This window comes from Hafnia sp. HMSC23F03 (genome assembly GCF_001816025.1).
In the GTDB taxonomy this organism is placed as follows: Bacteria; Pseudomonadota; Gammaproteobacteria; order Enterobacterales; family Enterobacteriaceae; genus Hafnia; species Hafnia paralvei.
Map to the genome: position 1 here is coordinate 72,569 of NZ_KV824217.1, position 23,918 is coordinate 96,486.

Sequence of the window (23,918 nt, forward strand, 5' to 3'; positions counted from 1 at the left end):
CCCTGTCGTGCCGGCTCTCCCTACCAACACTTAAACGTTTAAAAGACAAACCAATATTGATTTGTCTTTTCGTGTTGGATGAAATGCATGATAGAACCGCCATCAGGGAAGATGGCGGTAGGTCGAGGGCGTACAGGATGTGCGCTCCGAGACCGGTCGGCCAAGCGACGCGGTAAAAAGCGCGAGAGTCGAGAGGTTACGCGCTGGTAACCTCTCGTCGGACGCCTACGCCAGCGGTGTCATGGATACATAAATGCTAATAGGCGTACGAAACCCTTCACGTTTATAACATTAGAGATCCGCCTTAACACTTACACCCCATACCCCATCATCTTCATAATATTCTGCGCCTGTTGCACCGCTTCTTGGCGATGTGCCACACCGAGTTTTTGGTACAGATTGCGGATGTGAGTTTTGATAGTGGTTGCCGCGACGTCCAGTTCACTAGCAATTTGCTCATTACTGTAGCCGGAGTAGATAAGTCCAAGTACCTGCCACTCGCGTTGGGTTAGCGGGCTGGTGCGGATCAGCTCCGGCACTTGCGGATGGTTTAACAATCGCTCGACAAAGCTTTCGTCGAAATGAGCGAATTTATGGCGATGATGCTGGTTAATATCACGCAAAATACGCTGTGCACGATGCTGATCTAGCTCTGGTAACGTGTTGAGCTGCAATAGCTGGCGCAACTGCTGAGCCATCGCCTCCCCTTCAATCACAAAGTGGCTCACAAAACCCGTGCGGTTAGCTAAATTCAGCGCTTCAATCAGTACACGTAGCGCCTCGCTTTTGCGATCGGTATTCCAATACAGCAAATTACATAACAATAAATTGCGGTTGAGATCGCTAACCAAACGCAGCCGACGAGCCTCTTCATTTAGCTCGTCCAACACCACTTCGGCTTCCTCATAGCGCCCTAATAAAATCTGTACTCGAGCAATATTACGCCATTGCCCTTGCAGGAAGTGGTTATCAGCGCGGGAGGGTTTCTCGGCCTGCATCAACCACTGTGTAGCAGCGGCGCGATCGCCCGTCATTTGCCAAGCTATCACCCGAGGCTTATCGGCGTTAGTTTGCCAATCACGATGATAATGCCCGGATTGCAGCAGGTTCTCACAGCGGCGCAAATACTGATTGGCGTTATCCAGATCGCCACGCGCTAATGAGCACTTCGCCAGCATCGCCAAACACTGTAACTGTTGCTGAGGCTCATAGTTAGCGAGCACGGCTAAGCCTTTACGGGCGGCCTCTTCGGCTTCATCCAAGCGCATCCACGACCATAGAACCTGCGAGCGAATCCTCAGCAAAAACTCATGCATTGGCAGTTGTTCTAAATGCTGCTCATTGATGAGCTCGAAGGCTTTTTCCTGTGTCTCATAGGCGGCCTGTAGGAAGCCTTGCGCTATCAGGATTTCGCTCTGTTGCAGCATCGCCCACAGCGCGTAGTGGTAAGCCTGATGACGGCGAGCCACCTGCTCGGTTTGCTGCATCATCGGCAAGGCGCGGGATAAATCCCCTTTGCAGTGGTGCACTTCGCCAATCACGGAGCTGGTGACAATGCGGCTATAATAGCTGCTGATCGGTAAATGTTTCAGAGCCTCAACGGCGAGCTTTTCTGCCTCGTCAGGAAGTCCATCATTGATTGCCACCTGCGCCCGCAACGCATCAAACTCGGCCAACATAGCGGCATCAATGACAATATTCTGCACATTCATTTCATGTTCGGCACGTTCCAGCAAAGTATTCACCTCGCTGTAGCGATGTTGGCTCTGCGCCAGCCACGCCTGTAGCAACGCCAAACGCGGATTCTGGATCAGTTTTTCATAAGGAAGTGCATTTAAGCACTCTTCCAGCAACGAGAGTTCACTTTGATGGAACAGCTCCCATGCATGCTGCAATAAAACATCGCGCAGCATGTCGACATCTCCGGCCGCTAACGCATGATGAATAGCCTCAGCGGGAAATCCTTGATCCAGCCAGCCTTGAGCAGCACGACGATGCAGGTCGGGTAAATCAGCGGCCAATTCCCATTGGCAACGCTGCCGCAAGAAGTTGGCAAACAAGGGGTGAAAACAGAACCACTCCCCGTCGGCATCCATGCGATGAATAAATAAACCTTGTCGCTCCAGCTCTTCCAACTGTTGCTGACCGTTATCTTCACCGGTGAGCCGCACCAGCAAAGCGTCATTCATCGAGCGCAGCACTGAGCAACGCAACAAAAAGTTACGTGTACTGGCATCAACCCGATCGAGCACCTCATCAACCAAATAGTCAGAAAGATGGCTGGCATTAATCTTAGCAAGACGGCGCGCAGACTCTTGTGCCGTAGTCGTTGACTGGCGCACAGAGAGTGCAATCAGCTGAAGCGCCGTCGGCCAGCCCTCAACTTCATCACACAGTTGATGACTTTCAATATCAGGCAGAGGCGATTTCAAACGATGATTGAAAAATTGAGAGGCTTCTTGATGGTTAAAGGCAAGCTGTTTGGTACCCACTTCCAACAACTGTTCACGTACGCGGAGGTTAGCAATGCCCAGCGGCGGCAGGGTACGTGAAAGCAGCATCACCGTGAGATTGTCCGGCTGATGGCGCAGGAAAAAACGCATCGCTTCATGGATTTGTGCATTGGTAATCAAATGATAATCATCGATGACTAAGCACAGTGGGGAATGCCAATCAGAAAGCTCAATAAAGAGCTGTGCAAATAATGCAGAAAGCGTAGCGTACTGATGCTTTTGACTCATCGCTTCGCTTTTGTGGCAGTGCCCACCTGTTGCCTGCTGCAAAGCGGCAATCAGGTAACTCGCAAAACGCTCTGGCTGATTATCGCTTTCATCAAGAGAGAACCAACCTAAATTGGCATTTTCCTCTGCCCATTGCGCCAGCAGCGTCGTTTTACCATAGCCCGCTGGCCCATTCACTAATACCAGCCGGTAATTACCGGCTGACGCTAGTTTGGTTAATAGCCGTTCGCGTACCACCGTATTTTGTAGCCGTACCGGACGGCTTAATTTCGACGGAATTAGCATGGTAAAACCCCACAAAGAAAGCCCAAAGCAAACCACAGCAATATTCACTAAAAATATGGCTTTATTTATTTCGCGCTTCGTAATTAATTAGTCATGTTTAACTTGGGATATCACGCCATTTAATGCAACAGACCACGATGACTTGGTAGCAGGAAATTGCAGTCGATCACATTTCTCACAACTTCTTACATCTTTGCCTAAAAATTGAATCAACGCCGTTTCATTGATCCTCTGTTTAGGTTACGGAGGTCTCTTTGCTGACTCCAAAGCAAATATTTTCGGCTTCCTCACATTTCATATCTATTCTTAACAATTTAGTTGTTGGTTTCTTATACAAGAACTGACTTTTTGGCGTTACATTCAAGTTATCGAAACTAGATTTTTCCATCTGCTGTACGACAGAGAGTAGGTATGGATCACAGTTTTGACTACGCCCCGCCCCTCCTCCCCGCCTCATCCCTCTTCGGGAGGATGTTATAAAACCGGTGGGTCGGCAGGATATCGTCAATTCCTGAACTTTATGCTTGAGAGAGACTGATATGTCGCACATCCCATTTGATAAGGACGTATTCCTGGCGGCGCTTACCCGTCAATGGCAGCACTTTGGACTAACCGCATCCAGCCAGATGACGGAGCATCAATGGTGGCAGGCAGTGAGTGCAGCCATTGCTGAGCAGTTATCAGCGTTGCCTCAGCCAAAGGCACTGGCCAAAAGCGAGCTCCGCCACGTGAACTATCTATCCATGGAGTTTCTCATTGGGCGCCTCACTGCCAACAACCTGATCAATCTGGGCTGGTATGACGCGGTAGAAAAAGTGCTCGCCAAGCATGATGTTTTGCTCAGCGATTTATTGGAACAAGAAACCGATCCTGCCTTGGGCAACGGCGGTTTAGGTCGCTTAGCAGCCTGCTTCCTTGACTCCATGGCGACCGTAGAACAGCCTGCTACTGGCTATGGCCTATGCTATCAGTATGGTCTGTTCCGCCAATCCTTCAGCGACGGTCATCAGATGGAAGCGCCAGACAACTGGGAGCGCGAAAGCTATCCGTGGTTCCGTCATAACAGCGCATTAAACGTAGACGTGAATTTTGGCGGTAAGCTGATTAAGCAAAAGGATGGCAACGTTTTATGGCAGCCAGCATTAACACTTCGCGGCGAAGCGTGGGATTTGCCGGTTCTGGGTTATCACAATGGTGTAAGCCAACCACTGCGTCTGTGGCAAGCCACTCACGCGCATCCATTTGATTTAACCAAATTCAACGATGGCCAGTTCTTAAAAGCGGAAAGCGATGGTATTGAAGCGGCCAAACTCACAAAGGTTCTCTATCCAAACGATAACCATCAAGCGGGTAAACGCCTACGACTCATGCAACAGTACTTCCACTGCGCTTGCTCTGTAGCCGATATCCTGCGCAAACACCATTTAGCGGGACGTAAACTGGCCGATTTACCTAAGTATGAGGTTATCCAACTTAACGATACCCATCCAACCATCGCGATCCCAGAACTTCTGCGCGTGCTACTGGATGAACATCAAATGTCGTGGGATGACGCATGGGCAATCACCAGCAACACCTTCGCCTACACTAACCATACCCTGATGCCAGAAGCACTAGAGTGTTGGGACGAGCGTTTGGTGCGTAGCCTGTTGCCGCGCCACTTCGACATCATCAAACAAATTAACGCCCGCTTCAAAAAGCAGGTGCAGAAACAGTGGCCAGGCGATGAGGCCGTGTGGAGCAAACTGGCCGTTCATCACAACAAGCAGGTGCGCATGGCAAACCTGTGCGTCGTCGGCGGTTTTGCCGTCAACGGCGTTGCCCAACTGCATTCTGATCTGGTCGTAAAAGACCTGTTCCCTGAATACCACCAGCTGTGGCCGAATAAATTCCATAACGTGACCAACGGCATCACGCCACGCCGCTGGCTGAAGCAGTGTAATCCAGCACTCGCAGGACTGATCGACAGCACGCTGAAAACCGAGTGGGCCAATAATTTAGACGTGTTGAAAAAGCTAGAGCCTTATGCCGACGATGCGAACTTCCGCCAGAAATATCAGAGCATCAAGCGTGAGAATAAAATTGCACTGGCGAAGTATGTAAAAAACGTGATGGGGTTAGAGCTGAACGTTGATGCAATCTTCGACGTGCAGATTAAACGACTGCATGAATATAAGCGCCAGCATCTAAACCTGCTGCATATTCTGGCTCTCTATCATGAGCTGCGCGACAACCCGCAGGCAGACCGTGTACCGCGCGTATTCCTGTTCGGAGCAAAAGCCGCTCCGGGTTACTACCTCGCAAAAAATATTATCTATGCGATCAACAAGGTCGCCGAAAAGATCAATAACGATCCGTTAATGAAAGGTCGTTTGCAGGTGGCATTCATCCCCGATTACCGTGTTTCAGTGGCGGAATTGATGATACCTGCGGCCGATATCTCAGAGCAGATCTCCACTGCGGGTAAAGAAGCCTCTGGCACTGGCAATATGAAGCTCGCACTCAACGGTGCGTTAACCGTTGGGACGCTGGATGGCGCGAACGTTGAAATTGCACAGGAAGTGGGTGAAGAGAATATCTTCATCTTCGGCCAAACCGTAGAACAGGTAAAGGCGACCTTGGCCAAAGGCTACCAGCCAAAAGCAATTTACCGTAAAGACAAGCAGCTGAAGCTCATTCTGGATGAGCTCGCCAAAGGGCATTACAGCAATGGCGACAAGCACGCCTTCGACCCAATGCTGCATAGCCTGCTAGAAGGCGGCGATCCGTATCTCGTATTAGCCGACTTCGCTGACTACTGCCGCGCCCAGCAAGAAGTGGACGTGCTGTATCGCGATCAGGACAAATGGACTCGCGCCACCATTCTCAATACCGCTCGCGTGGGTATGTTCAGCTCTGACCGTTCTATCCGCGATTATCAGCAGCGAATCTGGCAGGCCAAGCGTTAAGGAGCTGTTCCATGAAAGAGAAAACAACACCGCCAATGGAACAAATTACGGAGCATCAGCAAGCCGAACGCAAGCTGCTGGAAAGTTTGGCGGCGCAAGCAGGTATCGCCGCCAGCTATATCAATGCCCATGGACAACAGCAAGCGATTAGCGCTGAAACCAAACAGCGTCTGCTGGAAGCGATGCACCCATTTACGCCGACGCAGGTCGGCTCACCGGTTCCACCGGTGGTGGTGTTTACTCAGGGGCGTCCTTGCCATCTCAATCTCCAGACCATCGGAGAATACACCTGGACGCTGACTTTAGAATCGGAATCCGCAGATAAGCAGGCGCGAACGGGCGTACACAACGGCAAAGTACAACGGCGCAAAAACTTGACCCTGCCGCGTGATTTACCGTTGGGATACCATCAGCTAACGTTGCGTGATGAACAACAAGCATGGACGTGCCAAATTATTGTCACGCCTACGCGCTGCTTTGAACCCGATGCGCTGCTCACTGGCCGTAAACTCTGGGGAGCCTGCGTACAGCTTTATACCTTACGTTCAGACAGCAATTGGGGAATCGGTGATTTCGGCGACCTTAAGCAAATGGTGCTGAATGTCGCTAAACGCGGGGGCGCTTTTGTCGGCCTAAACCCTATTCATTCGCTCTATCCTGCCAATCCGGAAAGCGCTAGCCCCTACAGTCCATCGTCGCGCCGTTGGCTCAATGTGGCCTATATCGACGTGAATCAGGTTGAAGAGTTCCAGCACAGCGCCGAAGCTCAAGCATGGTGGAATAACGCAGAAACTCAGTTGCGCCTCAGCGAAGCCAGAGCCAGCGAATGGGTCGATTACACCAGCGTTATCACGCTCAAGCTCAATGCACTTCAACGGGCATATCCTGAATTTACTAAGCAAAAAAGCAGTAACAAGCGTCTGAAAGCTTTCCAACACTTTGTAGAACAGGGTGGAGAAAGCCTGTACCAACAGGCCGCTTTCGATGCCCTGCATGCGCATCTCAGCGCTCAGGACCCGACTATGTGGGGGTGGCCGGTCTGGCCTGATAATTTACGCAGCGCAGACAGCAGCGGCGTGGCCGAGTTTTGCCACCAACATGCGGATAAAGTCGATTTTTATCTCTGGCTACAGTGGCTGGCGTATTGTCAACTCTCTGAATGTTTTGAAGTTTGCCAGCAGCAAAAAATGCCGATTGGCTTATATCGCGATTTAGCGGTAGGCGTAGCCGAAGGTGGCGCCGAAACATGGGGCGAAAACGGGCTCTACTGCTTGAAAGCTTCCGTTGGCGCACCGCCGGATATTCTCGGCCCGCTAGGACAAAACTGGGGGCTGCCACCGATGGACCCTCACGTTATGGCCGCTCGAGCCTATCAACCGTTCATCGATATGTTGCGCGCTAATATGACCTGCTGCGGTGCTCTACGCATCGACCATGTCATGTCGATGATGCGTTTATGGTGGATACCCTACGGTGAAACTGCCGATAAAGGTGCCTACGTACGCTATCCCGTCGATGATTTGCTGGCAATTTTGGCGTTAGAAAGTCAGCGCAATCACTGCATGGTTATCGGCGAGGATCTGGGTACCGTACCGGTTGAAATTATCGCTAAGTTGCGCGATTGCGGAGTGTACTCCTACAAAGTCCTATACTTTGAACACGATCAGGATAATAGCTTCCGTGCCCCACAATCCTATACCGTGCAGGCCATGGCGACCATTACCACTCATGATCTACCGACGCTACGCGGTTACTGGCAAGCCGATGATTTACATCTAGGCAGAGAGCTTGGCCTTTATCCCGATTTAGACGTCCTCAGACAGTTACATGCCGATCGCGAAGCGGCTAAGCAAGGATTGCTAAACGGTTTACATCAATACGGATGTGTACCTAAAAAAGTAGGCCACCGCGCCAATCACTTAGCAATGAGTCCGACGCTTAATCGAGGTTTGCAACGCTATGTTGCCGATAGCGCCAGTGCCCTGCTCGGCTTACAGCCTGAAGACTGGCTGGATATGGAAAAACCGGTCAACATTCCCGGCACCAGCGATCAATATCCAAACTGGCGTCGTAAGCTGACACATACCCTTGAAGAGATGTTTAACGATCCTAACGTTAACCTTTTGATTCGCGATTTAGATAAACGCCGCCGTAAGGTTTCAGCAGAATAATCACTGTCCTCACGTTAAGAGACCGTAGGCATATTTTCTACGGTCTCACACCACGCTTATTTCTTTCCCCAGAAAAATAACTGCTGTTTAGCTCATACATCTATAAAAGCTGACTATGCTTAAAAATGGTTAATTTTAAAACTCACCAAAGAATAAGAAAGCCTGCAAACGTTCGCGCTGTAGCGATTTGTGCCTTTGTTTTTTTGTTGAGAAATTATTGAGCAACACTCCACAAAAAACATTCTAAATGGCGAGCATGATGTTTATTAGCAACTATTCGAAAACGAATAGTTGAAAAATAGATTCATGCTGTGAATTAAAGGAAGAATGCCATGTCCGTACTTCCCAGCAGTCAAATGATGCATCAACTCCTCTCAGGCCAGTGCGCTGACCCTTTTTCTATTTTGGGTATGCACAAAACATCCAAAGGCCTCGTGGTTAGAGCTTTATTGCCAGATGCAACATCTGTACAGGTACTCGATCGTAAAACGATGCGCAAAGTCGCTGAGCTTGAGCGAATTGACGAACACGGCTTTTTCAGCGGCCTCCTACCGAGACGCAAAGCGCCTTTTGATTATCTACTCCGTGTCGAATGGAACGATCACCAGCAGATCATCGAAGATCCCTACCGTTTTGGGCCGTTACTGGGTGAAATCGATAATTGGCTACTCACCGAAGGTAAACACCTACGCCCCTATGAGCGTTTAGGTGCACATCCCACTCATCTGGCGGACATAAGCGGCGTAAGCTTTGCCGTTTGGGCACCAAACGCACACAGGGTTTCCGTTGTAGGCGAATTTAACTTTTGGGATGGCCGCCGTCACCCAATGCGGATACGCCAAGAAAGCGGAATTTGGGAGCTTTTTATTCCCGGAGTCCATGCGGGTCAGTTGTATAAATTCGAACTTATTGATGCCAACGGCAAAACGGTTTTAAAAGCCGATCCCTATGCTTTTGAAGCCCAAATGCGACCGGATACTGCCTCGCTGATCACTCAGTTGCCACCCAAAGTCCCCACGGATGAAAAACGTAGTGCAGCTAATCAGCTGAATGCCCCAATCTCTATCTATGAAGTGCATTTAGGCTCATGGCGACGCCATAGTGACAACAATTTTTGGCTCAGCTACCGCGAAATGGCGGAACAACTGGTGCCTTATGTCAAAGAGATGGGATTCACCCACCTTGAACTGCTACCGATCAACGAGCATCCCTTCGATGGCTCTTGGGGCTACCAACCACTAGGAATGTACGCACCAACGCGCCGTTTCGGTACGCCGGAAGATTTTCGTTACTTCATGGATAAGGCACACGAGGCTGGCATCAACGTACTGCTTGATTGGGTTCCAGGGCATTTCCCTAGTGATATCTGGGGATTAGCAGAATTCGATGGCACAGACCTATATGAATATTCAGATCCGCGCGAAGGCTATCATCAAGATTGGAATACGCTGATTTATAACTATTCACGCTACGAAGTACGTAACTTTTTGGCTGGCAATGCGCTGTATTGGATGGAACGCTACGGCATTGATGGCCTGCGTGTGGATGCCGTTGCCTCCATGATCCACCGCGATTACAGCCGCAAAGAGGGAGAATGGATCCCCAACTGTTTTGGCGGAAACCACAATCTGGAAGCCATCGATTTTCTACGCTATACCAATAAAACCATCGGTCAGCAGCGCCCCGGCGCAGTCACGATGGCAGAGGAATCGACGGATTTTCCGGGCGTAACATTGCCACCAGACGCCAATGGGCTGGGTTTTCATTACAAATGGAATATGGGGTGGATGCACGACACGCTGGATTATATGAAGCTCGATCCGGTGCATCGCAAATACCATCATAATTTAATGACATTCGGCCTACTGTACGCATGGAGCGAAAATTTTGTGCTGGCGCTATCGCACGATGAGGTAGTGCACGGCAAGCGTTCCATGATCGACAAAATGCCCGGTGATGCATGGCAAAAATTTGCCAATCTGCGCGCCTACTACGGTTTTATGTGGGCTCATCCGGGCAAAAAACTGCTGTTTATGGGCTGCGAATTTGCACAGGGGCGCGAATGGAATTTCGAAACTAGCCTCGACTGGCATTTGCTAGAGGGTGAAGACAACTGGCATAACGGCGTACAGCGCTTGGTGCGTGATTTAAACCATTGCTATCGCGACTATCCGGCGCTGCATCGCTGGGATTGTGATTCGCGCGGCTTTAGCTGGCGCGTGGTTGATGACCATGAAAACTCCGTTTTCGCCTTTGTACGCCGCGATGAAGTCGGCAACGAGGTTCTGGTTGTGAGCAACTTTACGCCGGTTCCACGTAGCTATTACCGCATCGGCGTCGAGTATGCAGGCCACTATAGCGAAATCCTGAACACCGACTCTTTCTATTACCACGGCAGCAATAGTGGGAATCAGGGAGGGATCGAGAGCCAGCCAGTCGGCAGTCACGGCTGCGAGCACTCTATTGAACTCACTGTTCCACCATTAGCAACGCTTTATCTACAGCTAACCCCTCCATTGCAAGAGGAGCTGCTTGATGCTGAAACCCGGTAACCCAGGCCCGTTAGGAGCCCATATCACACCAGAAGGCATTAATTTTGCTCTTTTTTCGTCACATGCGACGCGGGTTGAGCTGTGCATTTTTGATAAAAGCGGGCATCAAGAATCTTATGAACTTCCCGCCCGCAGCGGTGACGTTTGGCATGGGCTTTTACCGGGGGCTAAAGCGGGATTGGAATATGGCTACCGAGTACATGGTGCTTGGCGGCCAGAGAAAGGCCAGCGGTTTAATCCCGCCAAATTGCTGATCGACCCCTACGCTCGAGTCTTAACCGGCACGCTTCCGCTCGACGAACGCCTCAGCGGGGGGCTAAACGAACCAGATTGGCGCGACAACCGTGACGTGGTTCCCCATTGCATCGTGAGTGAAGAAGCCTACGACTGGGGAAACGATCGACCGCCAAACGTGCTGTGGGGCGATACCATCATCTACGAAGCTCATGTCCGTGGGCTTACTCAGCAGCATCCAGATATTCCCGAAGAGTTGCGAGGCAGCTATGCCGCGCTGTCTCACCCGGTGATGATTGAGTACTTCAAACGGTTAGGTATCACCGCACTCGAGTTGCTACCGGTACAGCTACATGCAGATGAGCCACGCCTGCAAAAAATCGGTTTGACTAACTATTGGGGCTACAACGTCCTTGCCCCGTTTGCCATTGAGCCCAGTTTTCATTCCGGCAGTACCAAAACAACGCCGCTGAGCGAATTTCGCGATGCGGTAAAAGCGTTACACGCCGCTGGCATTGAGGTAATCCTCGACATCGTGTTTAACCACACCGCCGAGCTAGATGAAACGGGCCCGATGGTGTCGCTACGCGGCATCGACAATCGTAGTTATTACTGGCGTAACTCGCACGGAGACTTGGAAAACTGGACGGGTTGCGGAAATGCGCTGCGTTTAACTCAGCCTCACAGCGTGCAATGGGTGATGGATTGCCTACGCTATTGGGTTGAGGAGTGCCACGTCGATGGTTTCCGCTTTGACCTCGGTACTGTGCTAGGCCGTAACGCCGATTTTCATCGCCATGCACCTCTGTTTATCACCATCGCTCAAGATCCTGTGCTTGCGCGAGTAAAGTTTATCGCCGAACCGTGGGATATTGGCCCCAATGGCTACCAGTTAGGCCATTTTCCCCTCACGTTCTCCGAATGGAACGATCGCTACCGCGACGAAATCCGCCAATTCTGGCTATGGGGAAACATCAGCGCCGGCGTCTTTGCTGAACGCTTCGCGGCTTCCAGCCAGCTATTTCGACATCATGGTCGGGCACCTTCCTCCAGCATCAACCAAATCACCGCCCACGATGGTTTCACCCTGCACGATTTAGTCAGCTTTAACGACAAACATAATCTGGCTAACGGCGAAGAAAATCGTGACGGCACCAACAGCAATTACAGCAATAACCACGGCGTTGAAGGATTAGACGCAAATGAGGATATTCAGCGCCACAGAAACCGCAGCCAGCGGGCTCTGCTCGCCACGCTACTTTTGTCACAAGGCGCGCCAATGCTGCTCGCCGGTGATGAGATGGGTCATAGCCAGCAAGGCAACAACAATGCCTATTGCCAAGACAATGAAATTGCCTGGCTGGATTGGTCTTGCGCAGACGTCACTTTAACTGAATACACCGCTTCACTTATCCAGCTACGAAAACGTATTCCTGCCCTGTGTGCAAATCGTTGGTGGGATGAAAACGACGGTAATGTCCGTTGGCTGAATGCCAATGCAAAGCCGCTAACAACCGAAGAATGGCAGTCCTGTTCGCCAACACTGCTACAAATTCAGCTGTCTGGGGACTGGCTCGTTATCGTCAATCCAGCACAGCACGATGAGGAGATCCGCCTGCCAGCAGGTCATTGGCAGGTGTCTGCGCCGTTTAAAATGCTCACAGCAGGCAGCAGCTCAGAACAGGCGATCATGCCCGCGCATAGCGTTTGTGTACTGACACGTTCATAGCCCTACATCGCCCAGTCCAAGATGAAAATAAGCGGACTGCGCGCATAAAAACAAGGAGTCAGGAAATGGTTAAGTCAGAAAATCAGAACCAATTGATGTTGGCGCGTCAATTACCTCAGAAGTCTGTGGCCCTGATTCTGGCAGGCGGCCGCGGCTCCCGCTTGAAAGATCTCACCAAGACGCGCGCTAAGCCCGCGGTTCACTTTGGCGGCAAATTTCGCATTGTAGATTTCGCACTATCAAACTGTATCAATTCCGGCATTCGTCGCATCGGCGTCATTACTCAGTACCACTCACACACGTTGGTGCAACATATCCAGCGCGGCTGGTCATTTCTCAACGAATCGATGAATGAGTTTGTCGATCTCCTGCCAGCCCAACAACGCGATGCATCCGAACATTGGTACAAAGGCACCGCTGATGCGGTGTATCAGAATTTAGATATTATTCGTCGCTATCGTGCCGAATTTGTCGTGATTCTAGCGGGTGACCATATCTACAAAATGGACTACTCGCGCATGCTGATTGACCACGTGGAAAGCGGAGCAGAATGCACCGTGGCCTGTATTCCGGTTCCTCGGCAGGAAGCGAGTGAATTTGGCGTGATGGAGGTCGGCGACGATAACAAAATCCTGCAATTTTTAGAAAAACCGCAAAATCCACCCGCCATGCCGGGCAGCGAAGATATGTCTTTAGCCAGCATGGGGATTTATGTTTTCAACGCCGAATATCTTTATCAGTTGCTAGAAGAAGATATGAGCCTTGCAGACTCCTTCCACGATTTCGGTAAAGACCTGATCCCAAAAATCACGGCTCAAGGCAAAGCGTGGGCGCATCCGTTCACACTCTCCTGTGTCACTAGCACTGACGACGATACCGTTCAACCCTACTGGCGTGATGTGGGAACGCTGGATGCCTATTGGCGTGCCAATCTTGATCTCGCCTCTGTCACACCCGAGCTCGATATGTACGATAAGCGTTGGCCAATTCGTACCTATATGGAATCGCTGCCTCCGGCTAAATTTGTGCAGGATCGCTCCGGTAGCCATGGCATGACCATGAATTCGTTAGTGTCTGGTGGCTGCATCATTTCTGGCTCAGTTGTCGTGCACTCTGTGTTATTCCCCCGCGTGCGTGTGAACTCGTTTTGCACAATTGATTCCTCCGTTTTGTTACCCGACGTCAATATCGGCCGCTCATGCCGCCTGCGTCGATGCATCATTGACCGAGCCTGCGTACTGCCGGAAGGCATGGTCATTGGAGAAAACGTTGAAGAAGACAGCAAACGCTTCTACCGCTCTGAAGGCGGCATAGTGCTGGTTACGCGCGAAATGTTGGCTCGTTTGTGACGAAGCATAGGGTCGATCTATCACTCGTTTCGATTGAGGAGTACCGATGTACGTATTGCACGTCTGTTCCGAATTATTTCCCCTGCTGAAAACAGGTGGATTAGCCGACGTTGTCGGTGCAATGCCTGCGGCGCAAATTGCTCAGGGAGCAAATGTGCGCGTTCTACTTCCCGGATTTCCTGCTCTAAAAGAGGGAATCCCTGAAACTCACGAAGTCGCGACGCTGGATACCTTTGCTGGGCGCATAACATTACGCTTTGGCCATTTTCAAGGCGTTGGTATTTATTTGATTGATGCGCCGCATCTGTATGATCGTCCTGGCAGTCCTTATCACGATCAGGCGATGTATGCCTACTCGGACAACCATCGCCGTTTCGGATTATTAGGGTGGGTTGCTGCCGAACTGGCCAGCGGCTGTGACCATTACTGGCGTCCGCAGGTGGTACATGCCCACGACTGGCATGCGGGTCTTGCCTGCGCTTATCTCGCTGCCCGAGGTCGCCCGGCCCGCTCGGTATTTACCGTGCATAACCTCGCCTATCAAGGACTCTTTTCGGCCCATCACATGGCTGAACTGTATCTGCCACAGGATTTCTTTCAGATTTACGGTCTTGAATTTTATGGGCAAATTTCGTTCCTCAAAGCAGGTCTGTTCTATGCCGATCACGTCACCACGGTCAGCCCGACTTACGCCAAAGAGATCACCCGCCCCGAGTTTGCCTACGGAATGGAAGGGTTACTGCAACAGCTTCTACGTGAAGGAAGACTGAGCGGAATTCTCAACGGCGTCGACGACGCTATTTGGAATCCTGCTACGGACGAGCTTATCGCCAATCCCTATCAGCGTGAGAACCTCAAAGACAAGGCGGTGAATAAGCAACATCTGCAAACCGCAATGGGGCTGGATGTCGATCCAGAGAAACCTATTTTTGCCGTTGTCAGTCGCTTAACCAGTCAGAAAGGTTTGGATTTAGTGCTCGAAGCATTGCCCACATTGTTGAAAGGAGGTGGGCAGTTGGCATTGCTGGGTGCCGGTGATGCACCTTTGCAAGAGGCTTTTCTCGCGGCAGCGGCGGCCTATCCTGGTCAAGTCGGCGTGCAAATCGGCTACCACGAAGCATTCTCACACCGAATTATCGCTGGCGCTGACGTCATTTTAGTGCCAAGTCGCTTTGAACCTTGTGGGCTCACCCAACTTTACGGGCTGAAATACGGCACGCTGCCGCTGGTGCGCCATACTGGAGGTTTAGCCGATACGGTTAATGATTGCTCACTGGAAAACCTCTCCGAAGGTAGCGCCAGTGGTTTTGTCTTTAATGAATGCGATGCTAAAGACCTATCGAACGCACTGCGCCGCGCCTTTGTCCTGTGGACTCGCCCGACATTATGGCGATATGTACAACGGCAGGCGATGGCGCAGAACTTCAGTTGGGAGAAAGCCGCCGTAAGCTACCTTGACCTCTATAACCGACTTTAGTCTGAGACAGAATTTGTAGGCATCGATGGGCTAATCCCGCTCGATCACCATCCATGCTGTAACCCATGATTTTCATTACCGGGGTGTACTGATTATGACTTCACCGTTTAGCTATACTTCGCCCGTTGTCAGCGTCGAAGCGCTCAAACATTCGATTGCTTACAAGCTCATGTTTGTCGTCGGCAAAGACCCATCCATTGCTACTCAGCATGACTGGCTAAACGCCACGTTATTTGCGGTACGCGATAGGATTGTCGAGCGTTGGTTGCGCTCAACCCGAGCTCAATTCTCACAGGATGTTCGTCAAGTTTACTATCTCTCAATGGAGTTTTTGCTAGGCCGTACGTTGTCTAACGCATTGATGGCGATCGGCGTATACGACGAAATTAAACAAGCTCTGGATGAAATGGGGCTGGATCTCGAAGAGCTGATCGATGAGGAGATCGACCCTGGACTCGGCAACGGCGGTCTAGGTCGTTTAGCGGCCTGTTTTCTCGACTCAATGGCCACACTCGCCCTCCCAGCTCGCGGCTACGGCATTCGCTATGAATACGGTATGTTCAAACAAAATATCGTTAACGGGCAACAGGCAGAATCTCCCGATAACTGGCTAGAGTATGGAAATGCATGGGAGTTCGTGCGCCACAATACTCGCTATCGTGTTCGCTTCGGAGGACGAATTCAGCAAGAAGGCAACCGCACTCGCTGGCTCGAAACGGAAGAAGTTTTAGCCCTTGCCTTCGATCAAATCATTCCTGGTTTTGATACCGATGCGACAAATACCCTGCGCCTTTGGTCTGCACGCGCCAGTAATGAAATCAATTTGGGTAAATTTAATCAGGGCGACTACTTTGCCGCCGTGGAAGATAAAAATCATTCTGAAAACGTATCTCGGGTACTTTACCCTGATGACTCGACTTATTCAGGCCGAGAACTGCGCCTACGACAAGAGTATTTCCTCGTATCAGCGACGGTGCAGGATATCCTCCATCGCCATTGGCAAACACATCACACTCTAGAAAACCTAGCGGAAAAGATCGCTATCCACCTGAACGACACTCATCCGGTGCTTTCCATCCCAGAACTCATGCGTCTGCTGATTGACGACCATAAATTTGAGTGGGAAGCGGCTTGGGTCATCGTCGTACAGGTATTTTCCTATACCAACCACACGCTAATGAGCGAAGCGTTAGAAACTTGGCCTGTCGATATGCTAGGCAAAATCCTGCCGCGCCATCTGCAGCTGATTTTCCAGATTAACGACCATTTCTTAAAGGATGTAAAAGAACAATACCCCGATGACGATGCGCTGCTTTCTCGTGTTTCAGTGATTGATGAAACGAACGGCCGCCGAGTGCGTATGGCATGGTTAGCCGTTATCGCCAGCCATAAAGTGAACGGCGTTTCTGAGCTTCATTCAGAACTCATGGTACAGTCACTGTTTGCCGATTTTGCTCGCTTATTCCCAAACCGCTTCTGTAATAAAACCAACGGTGTGACACCGCGTAGGTGGCTAGCGTTGGCCAATCAGCCACTATCTCGAGTATTGGACGAAAATATTGGGCAAAGATGGCGTACTGATTTGAGTCAGCTCAATGAGTTATTGCCACACATTGATTATCCGACGTTCATTCGCGATATTCAGCAAGCCAAACTGCATAACAAAAAGCAGCTTGCCCTTTACGTTGCCCAAAAGCTGAATGTGGTGTTAGACCCGAATGCTCTTTTTGATGTCCAAATCAAAAGGATCCACGAATATAAACGCCAGTTACTCAACGTGTTACACGTCATCACTCACTACAATCGTATTTTACAAGAGCCGGAAAAAGACTGGACACCACGAGTGAAAATCTTTGCCGGTAAAGCGGCCTCCGCATACTACAACGCCAAACAGATTATTCATTTGATTAACGACGTGGCGAAAGTTATCAATAATGACGAGCGTATCAAAGGCAAGCTGAAAGTTATATTTATCCCTAACTACGGCGTAAGTCTGGCGCAAATGATCATTCCTGCGGCGGATCTCTCCGAACAAATTTCAACGGCGGGCACGGAAGCATCGGGCACCAGCAATATGAAATTTGCGCTCAACGGAGCACTGACGATTGGTACGCTGGATGGTGCTAATGTAGAGATGTTGGATCACGTTGGTGAAGAAAATATCTTTATATTTGGCAACACCACAGAACAGGTTGAGGCTCTGCGGAATAATGGCTACAACCCGCGCCAAATCTACGAACAGGATCCAGAGCTAAATCAAGCACTCACTCAAATTGCTACGGGTGCTTTCAGTCCTGACGATTCACGCCGCTACGCAAGCCTGTTTGACTCATTGGTAAACTTCGGCGATCACTATCAACTATTAGCGGATTATCGAAGCTATATTGATACGCAAGATAAGGTTGATGAACTCTACAAGAATCGCGATGAATGGACTCGCCGTACAGTGATGAATATTGCCAATATGGGGTATTTCTCATCCGACCGAACGATTCAAGAATATGCCGATGAAATATGGAATATTAAGCCAGTGAAGCTGTAGGAGAATTAGCGGGATCTATGGTGAAGGGTTTCTACGCCGGTGAAGCATTGCTTCTCTTGAAGCCGCTAGCGTAGACGTCAGAGTAGAGGTTGCCAGCGCGTAACCTCTACTCTATTGCGGTTTTTACCAGGTGACTTGGCTGACCGATCTCAGAGTGCACATCCTGTGCGCCCTTGAACCGCCACCAGCATCTCTGCTGGCAGTTCAGCCTAATTCACACGGTGTTCTCTTATCCACTCAGCCACACGCTGTTTCTGCCCTTCATCCAGCCACATACCCAGTTTAGTGCGTCGCCAGATAGCATCATCAAGCTCGACAACCCACTCTTCTGCGATAAGGTAACGCAGTTCGGCCTCATAAAGGTTGTGGCCAAAATGTTCGCCCAGATCCTCCAGCGATTGTGCTGTACCCAACAGTTGTTCAGTGCGAGTACCGTAAGTACGTGCATAGCGGCGCGCCAGAGCCTCTGGTAACCACGTGAAACGGCGACGTAACTGCGCTGCATAGCTATCACGATCGGTACCTAAATCGCCCCCCGGCAACACCGCGTTTTTAGTCCATGCTGGACCGCAGTTTTCGTAATAACCAGACAGTTTCTCAAGAGCATGTTCAGCCAGCTTACGATAGGTTGTTAGCTTACCGCCAAACACGGAGAGCAATGGCGCTTTGCCATCCTGATCGTGCACATCTAACGTGTAATCACGGGTAATCGCCTGTGGTGAGTCAGACTCATCATCACACAACGGACGAACACCAGAATATGTCCAGACGATGTCTTCTTTGCCCAGCTGTTTCTTAAAGTGATCGTTGTAAACTTTTAGTAGGTAATTCACTTCGTTATCATCGATTTTCACATCATGCGGATCGCCATGATATTCCACGTCGGTCGTGCCAATGATTGAAAACTCATCCATCCAAGGAATGACAAAGACAATACGATGGTCTTCGTTTTGCAGAATGTATGCCTGTGGCTGATTGTGCACACGCGGCACAACAATATGGCTGCCTTTAATCAGACGAATACCATATGGAGACTTCAGTTCTAAACCGTCATCAAAGAAGTGTTTTACCCATGGACCGGTCGCATTAACCAGCCCCTTGGCACGCCACGTCAGCGTTTCTCCAGTGTCTGCATTTTTGGCCTCAACCACCCACAGACCGTTTTCACGGTAGGCGCGAGTAACCTGAGTTCGTGTGCGAACTTCGCCACCACGCACCACAACTTCTTGCGCGTTGAGCAACACTAAACGCGCATCATCCACCCAGCAGTCTGAATATTCGAATCCGCGCGTTAAGCTGGATTTCAACACTGAGTCTGGGCCAAAACGCAGGCCTTTACTGCTCGGTAAGCTAGTACGCTTGCCCAAATGATCGTACAGGAATAAACCGGTACGAATCATCCAAGCGGGACGCAAATGGGGCTGGTGCGGTAGGCGGAAACGCATTGGGAAAGCAATATGAGGTGCAAGTTTCAGCAAAACTTCACGCTCGGCCAGCGCTTCGCTGACCAAACGAAACTCGTAGTGTTCCAGATAGCGTAGACCGCCATGAATTAATTTGGAACTCGCCGATGATGTTGCACAGGCGAGGTCTTTTGCTTCCAGCATCAGAACGGAAAGCCCGCGTCCTGCCGCATCCGCAGCGATACCGGCACCGTTAATGCCACCACCGATAACGATCAAGTCTTTGGTTTCCACTTTCCCCTCCGGATGCTCGAAACAGTTCTAATTCTGTCATTGATGATAGAAAAATAAGCAAATAATGTTCGTTTACGAGCATTATAATACTCACAAACAAACATTAACGCCACAAATTAACCAAACAAAAACATTTTCGCGTGATGAAGATAACAGTTAAGAGATAATAAAATTACATATTGTGTGGTTATTGAATGGGAGGGGAGCCCAAGCAGAACGGCTCAGGCACGAGGAATAGTGAGGTTAATCGCGGATTTCGGTGAGCAGTTCGGGATATTTATCTAACAGCTTTAACAACTTGATGGTGGAAACATGAGGAAGAGCCTTGCCTGTCTCATAGCGTGAGAAGGCGTTTACCCCACCGCCAAAGATCTCACCGGCCTCACTTTGAGACAGATTAAGCTTTTTTCGCATTGCGATAACGAATTCTGGTTCAATGATAGAGGCATTTACCTGTTTGTTAAAATCTCCCATGATGCTATCAATACGAATTGACTCCTCAGTGAAAACAACCCCCTCCCCACAGTTGAGACACCAATCAGCGCCAACAGCCTTAACGATTATCGTCTGACCTTTGTAGGTATAAGGCATATCACGGTATTCCTTTACCGTATTTACTGAGCCACATTCAGGACATATCATCATTCAGCTCCTTAAAAGAAACGATCAACACTTCATCAATTACCGTTAACTTCACATAGAGAGACACTTTATCCAGATGGCAATGGTAAACATCTTGCCAAACTCGGTGGTTCTCATAGGTCGTCATGCTTTTATAAAAGTCCTGCGTAGACAATTCGCTCACTATTCGATACATATCAGCACGACTAAAATTTAGCTGTCTTGCGTTGCGAGACGACAATGCTGTCGCTCTAATCAACCCCTTCCCTATCAGACTCCGTATCTTTTCTAATCGGCAATGCGGTGTTCGCTTTTCCATCTGCTCTCCTTAGCAATATAACCTAGTAGGTTAGTTTTATCGATGAATAAACCACCCGATAGCAATTTATTTCGCCATCCAAATTGCTCAAGGAGTAAAGCGTTCACTTGCGAAGTTTGATCAGAGAAACCAGAGGCAGATGCACAGCAGGCAGAATATTTTGGAATCACAAACGCATTTGTAACAAAGCAAAACGCACAGACCAAACAGGCTCTGTGCGTTTAGGCGCGGAAAGGGGAAAATCAGCAGATTTCGAGCTGTACTTCGTGCTGTTCGATAATTTTCTGGATACTTGCCGGTGGCTGTTCATCAGTGAAAAGATAATCGATGAGATCCATATTACCCAAGTTAACCATCGCGTTACGGCCAAATTTGGAGTGATCTGTAACCAGAATGACACAGCGTGAATTTTCTATAATCGCCCGCTTGGTGCGTACCTCATGGTAGTCGAACTCCAGCAGCGAGCCATCCATATCAATACCGCTGATACCAAGAATGCCGTAGTCCAAACGAAACTGGGAGATAAAATCGAGCGTTGCTTCCCCCATGATGCCACCATCCCGAGTACGCACTTCGCCACCAGCCAGAATCAAACGAAAATCTTCTTTGCCCATCAACAACGTGGCTACGTTTAAGTTATTGGTTACGACGCGGAGATTTCGGTGATTCAGTAGCGCATGGGCTACGGCTTCTGGCGTAGTGCCGATATCAATAAACAGCGTAGCGCCATCTGGGATCAGGCTCGCAACATGCTGAGCAATACGTGCTTTTTCATCCGACCACATGATTTTACGATCGTGATAGGCCGCATTTACCGAACTGGATGGCAGCGCAGCGCCACCGTGATGACGCTGGATTTTGTTTTGTTCAGCCAGATCATTCAGGTCGCGGCGAATCGTCTGTGGGCTTACCGCAAAATGTTCAACCAATTCTTCTGTGCTTACATACCCTTGCTGGCGAACAAGATCGATTATCGCGTCATGGCGCTGTGTTTGCTTCACGTCAATTCCCCTGAGTTACCGGATGTCCGGCGGTTAGGCGTTATTTTTACGCTGATGATGGGTATCCCAAAACGCCATCAACAATCCAATCACTAAACCAGCAATATGCGCGCCGTTTGCGACCGACATTCCGAACCAGTCGAAATGCCCAGCCACCAGCCACAGCACTGAAATCACCATCAGGCCACGCGGCATATTCACGCCCATCTGAGGCGAGCGTTCGCCACACCACCATACATAGCCCATTAGCGCATACACCACACCAGATAGACCACCAAAATTGGAGCCACTAAACAGAGACTGCGCCCATCCGCTCATAAAGGCAGATACCAACGCAATTTGCAGCAGTTTTCCAGCACCTAGGCGTTTTTCAACCTGCCCACCAAGATACCACCACCACATCAGGTTGAAGATGATATGCACCGCAGAGAAATGCAAGAAAGCATGACTCACCCAGCGCCAAACTTGAAAGTATTGGCTAGAATCAGCTGGCCACGCCAGCCAGTTCATCACCGCGGCATCACCGAGTACTACCATAAACAAATAGACAACGACGCAAATCGCCGTGATGCCTACGGTGAGTGGACCTGTCTGGCGAGTAAAACTCTTTAGATAGCTAAAATTGGAATATTTCAAACCGCTATGGGTTGACCCAGAATGCCAGCTTGCCGCCTGATAACGTGGATGCAAAGGCTCCTGAAGGAAACGAGCCAGTTCTTGTTCCACCTGTGCCTGTCGGGAGTCATCGGCGAGCCAAAGCACAACTTCATCATTGTGAACTTCTAGTTCTAAACGAACGCCTTGTGTCGCCATGTAGTCAATAAACGCCTGTGCCAGACGTGGATTGGACAGGGAAATAATACGAACCATGAATACCTGCTTATTAAAATAGCACCGCATATACCCTAAATCATTCAAGTTGCAGGACCAGTGAGCGGCTGGGGTGAACACAACGCACGTAGCCAATGCTCATGTAACTTAAAGTATGACAGGTATCGATGCCTTATGAGCGCTACAGGGATGAAGTCTCGACCTGCTGAGGATAAGCGCGCACCCACGCTTCAAACCCGCCGTCGATGCTATAAACCTCTTCAAATCCCTGATGCAGCAAATACTGAGCCGCACCTCGGCTACTATTACCGTGATAGCACATCACCATCACCGGCGTATCAAATTCATTGTTTTGCATAAAGTTTTGCAGCGTGGCGTTGGTCAGATGGAACGCTCCTGCGGCATGCCCAGCGGCATAGCTTTGCGGATCGCGAATATCAACTAACACTACTTCTGGCTGCTGTAACTTTTGCTGTGCCTGCTCAACTGAAATTGCGACAAACTGTTCCATAACACCGATCCATTTTCTTCATCAAATTGCCCGCATTGTAACGAACATGTTATAAACAAAAAACCGCATTAAGCGTATGGATTCGTTGTCAAAACAGCCTATCAGCTTAGCCGAAAGACCTTCAAGAGATTGCGGTTTTTCGCAAAAAAAGCAAGAACAAAACGAGCAATTGCGAAAATTTAGGGAATAAAATCACTCATATTTGCCTTCTCCTGCCACGCAAAGCACGATGAAATGCCTTAGACTTAAAGCTATAGCGTTACAGGAGGTCTTATGAACACCCGACTACGTCTTTTACTTCCAGCCCTATTGCTTGCCCCGATGGCGCTTCAACTATGGAGCACCGATGCCAGCGCTCAGTCTGCGGTTATGCAGCAACAACAGCAAATGATCCAGCAGCAACAGCAAGGGTTCCAAAATCAGAGCAACACCTTCAATCAGCAGCAGTTACGCAATACCCAAACCCAGATTCAGCGTGACAATCAAGCACAGCAGCTACATCAACTCAATGAAAACATGCGTTTGAATGCCGATCAGCAATGGCAAAACAACAATCAACAACGCATGCTCAATAATCAAAATAGCCAGCAACGCCAACAACAATTACAGCTGAATCAAATGGATCAGCAGAAAAAGGCGAATAACCAAAGAATGCTAAATCAACAGAATACGGTGGACCAGAATAGGAAGAATAACGGGGGGTACTAGTGGGATAGCCCCTTCTTACGCCTGTCTATTCGTTTCGTATCGAGCTTTATTGGTAGATGAGTAAAGGTGTACGGGTTAGGGAAGCCAGCTCGCGCTCTAGCAATATCCGCTACGGTTTGGAACACTAATCCTCTATGGGATTGTAGTGAAATATTTCGTTCGCCGGTCAGCAAATGCTTTTCCATGAGCCCACTGGCAAAGG

General features: G+C 49.8%; 15 protein-coding genes. 8 read left to right on the plus strand and 7 right to left on the minus strand.

All coding sequences use genetic code 11. From position 1 onward, the window contains the following. Positions 1-311: 311 nt before the first annotated feature. Positions 312-3,026 (minus strand): HTH-type transcriptional regulator MalT, encoded by a 2,715-nt coding sequence (gene malT / locus HMPREF3091_RS09445; RefSeq protein ID WP_070715478.1) that lies wholly within the window; start codon positions 3,024-3,026, stop codon positions 312-314. Between the two features lie 539 nt (positions 3,027-3,565). Here malT and malP point away from each other — a divergent pair. From malP to glgP, 7 genes are all read left to right on the plus strand, one after another. Then, positions 3,566-5,974 carry a maltodextrin phosphorylase gene (malP, locus tag HMPREF3091_RS09450; protein ID WP_070715480.1) on the plus strand — a complete coding sequence of 803 codons (2,409 nt, stop codon included), beginning with the start codon at positions 3,566-3,568 and terminating at the stop codon, positions 5,972-5,974. A gap of 35 nt (positions 5,975-6,009) precedes the next feature. Continuing rightward, positions 6,010-8,145: a 4-alpha-glucanotransferase gene (gene malQ, locus HMPREF3091_RS09455; protein WP_210403550.1), complete on the plus strand. Its 2,136-nt coding sequence runs from the start codon at positions 6,010-6,012 to the stop codon at positions 8,143-8,145. A 332-nt stretch (positions 8,146-8,477) separates the two neighbouring features. Next, positions 8,478-10,697 carry a 1,4-alpha-glucan branching protein GlgB gene (glgB, locus tag HMPREF3091_RS09460; RefSeq protein ID WP_070715487.1) on the plus strand — a complete coding sequence of 740 codons (2,220 nt, stop codon included), beginning with the start codon at positions 8,478-8,480 and terminating at the stop codon, positions 10,695-10,697. After that, a complete protein-coding gene (glgX, locus tag HMPREF3091_RS09465; RefSeq protein WP_070715491.1) occupies positions 10,681-12,660 on the plus strand; it encodes a glycogen debranching protein GlgX in 1,980 nt (659 codons plus the stop codon). The genes glgB and glgX overlap by 17 nt, the downstream gene beginning before the upstream one ends. 65 nt (positions 12,661-12,725) lie before the next feature. Next, positions 12,726-14,009, plus strand: a complete 1,284-nt coding sequence (glgC, locus tag HMPREF3091_RS09470) for a glucose-1-phosphate adenylyltransferase (RefSeq protein ID WP_004096952.1) — start codon at positions 12,726-12,728, stop codon at positions 14,007-14,009. 46 nt (positions 14,010-14,055) lie between these two features. Then, entirely contained in the window at positions 14,056-15,486 is a 1,431-nt protein-coding gene (glgA, locus tag HMPREF3091_RS09475) for a glycogen synthase GlgA (RefSeq protein ID WP_008815647.1), read from the plus strand. Positions 15,487-15,580: 94 nt separating this feature from the next. Beyond that, positions 15,581-18,028, plus strand: coding sequence for a glycogen phosphorylase (gene glgP, locus HMPREF3091_RS09480; RefSeq protein ID WP_004096957.1), 2,448 nt, complete (start codon positions 15,581-15,583; stop codon positions 18,026-18,028). Between the two features lie 209 nt (positions 18,029-18,237). Here glgP and glpD read toward each other — a convergent pair whose 3' ends face one another. The 6 genes from glpD to glpE all read right to left on the minus strand — a co-directional run bounded on the left by glpD (position 18,238) and on the right by glpE (position 23,008). Next, positions 18,238-19,725: a glycerol-3-phosphate dehydrogenase gene (gene glpD / locus HMPREF3091_RS09485; RefSeq protein ID WP_004096959.1), complete on the minus strand. Its 1,488-nt coding sequence runs from the start codon at positions 19,723-19,725 to the stop codon at positions 18,238-18,240. 243 nt (positions 19,726-19,968) lie between these two features. Then, on the minus strand, positions 19,969-20,370 hold the full coding sequence (locus HMPREF3091_RS09490; RefSeq protein WP_004096961.1) for a type II TA system antitoxin MqsA family protein: 402 nt from the start codon (positions 20,368-20,370) through the stop codon (positions 19,969-19,971). Continuing rightward, on the minus strand, positions 20,354-20,665 hold the full coding sequence (locus HMPREF3091_RS09495) for a type II toxin-antitoxin system MqsR family toxin (protein WP_070715492.1): 312 nt from the start codon (positions 20,663-20,665) through the stop codon (positions 20,354-20,356). Before HMPREF3091_RS09495 ends, HMPREF3091_RS09490 begins: the two co-directional genes overlap by 17 nt. Before the next feature lie 242 nt (positions 20,666-20,907). Then, the gene (locus HMPREF3091_RS09500; protein WP_004096965.1) at positions 20,908-21,666 is read right to left on the minus strand and encodes a DeoR/GlpR family transcriptional regulator; all 759 of its coding nucleotides are present in this window, start codon (positions 21,664-21,666) and stop codon (positions 20,908-20,910) included. Between the two features lie 33 nt (positions 21,667-21,699). Next, a complete protein-coding gene (gene glpG, locus HMPREF3091_RS09505; RefSeq protein WP_070715501.1) occupies positions 21,700-22,536 on the minus strand; it encodes a rhomboid family intramembrane serine protease GlpG in 837 nt (278 codons plus the stop codon). A gap of 142 nt (positions 22,537-22,678) precedes the next feature. Further along, positions 22,679-23,008 (minus strand): thiosulfate sulfurtransferase GlpE, encoded by a 330-nt coding sequence (glpE, locus tag HMPREF3091_RS09510; RefSeq protein ID WP_004096968.1) that lies wholly within the window; start codon positions 23,006-23,008, stop codon positions 22,679-22,681. A 273-nt stretch (positions 23,009-23,281) separates the two neighbouring features. Between glpE and HMPREF3091_RS09515 the strand changes: the two genes are divergently transcribed. After that, entirely contained in the window at positions 23,282-23,716 is a 435-nt protein-coding gene (locus tag HMPREF3091_RS09515) for a hypothetical protein (protein ID WP_070715494.1), read from the plus strand. The last annotated feature ends 202 nt before the right edge of the window (positions 23,717-23,918 follow it).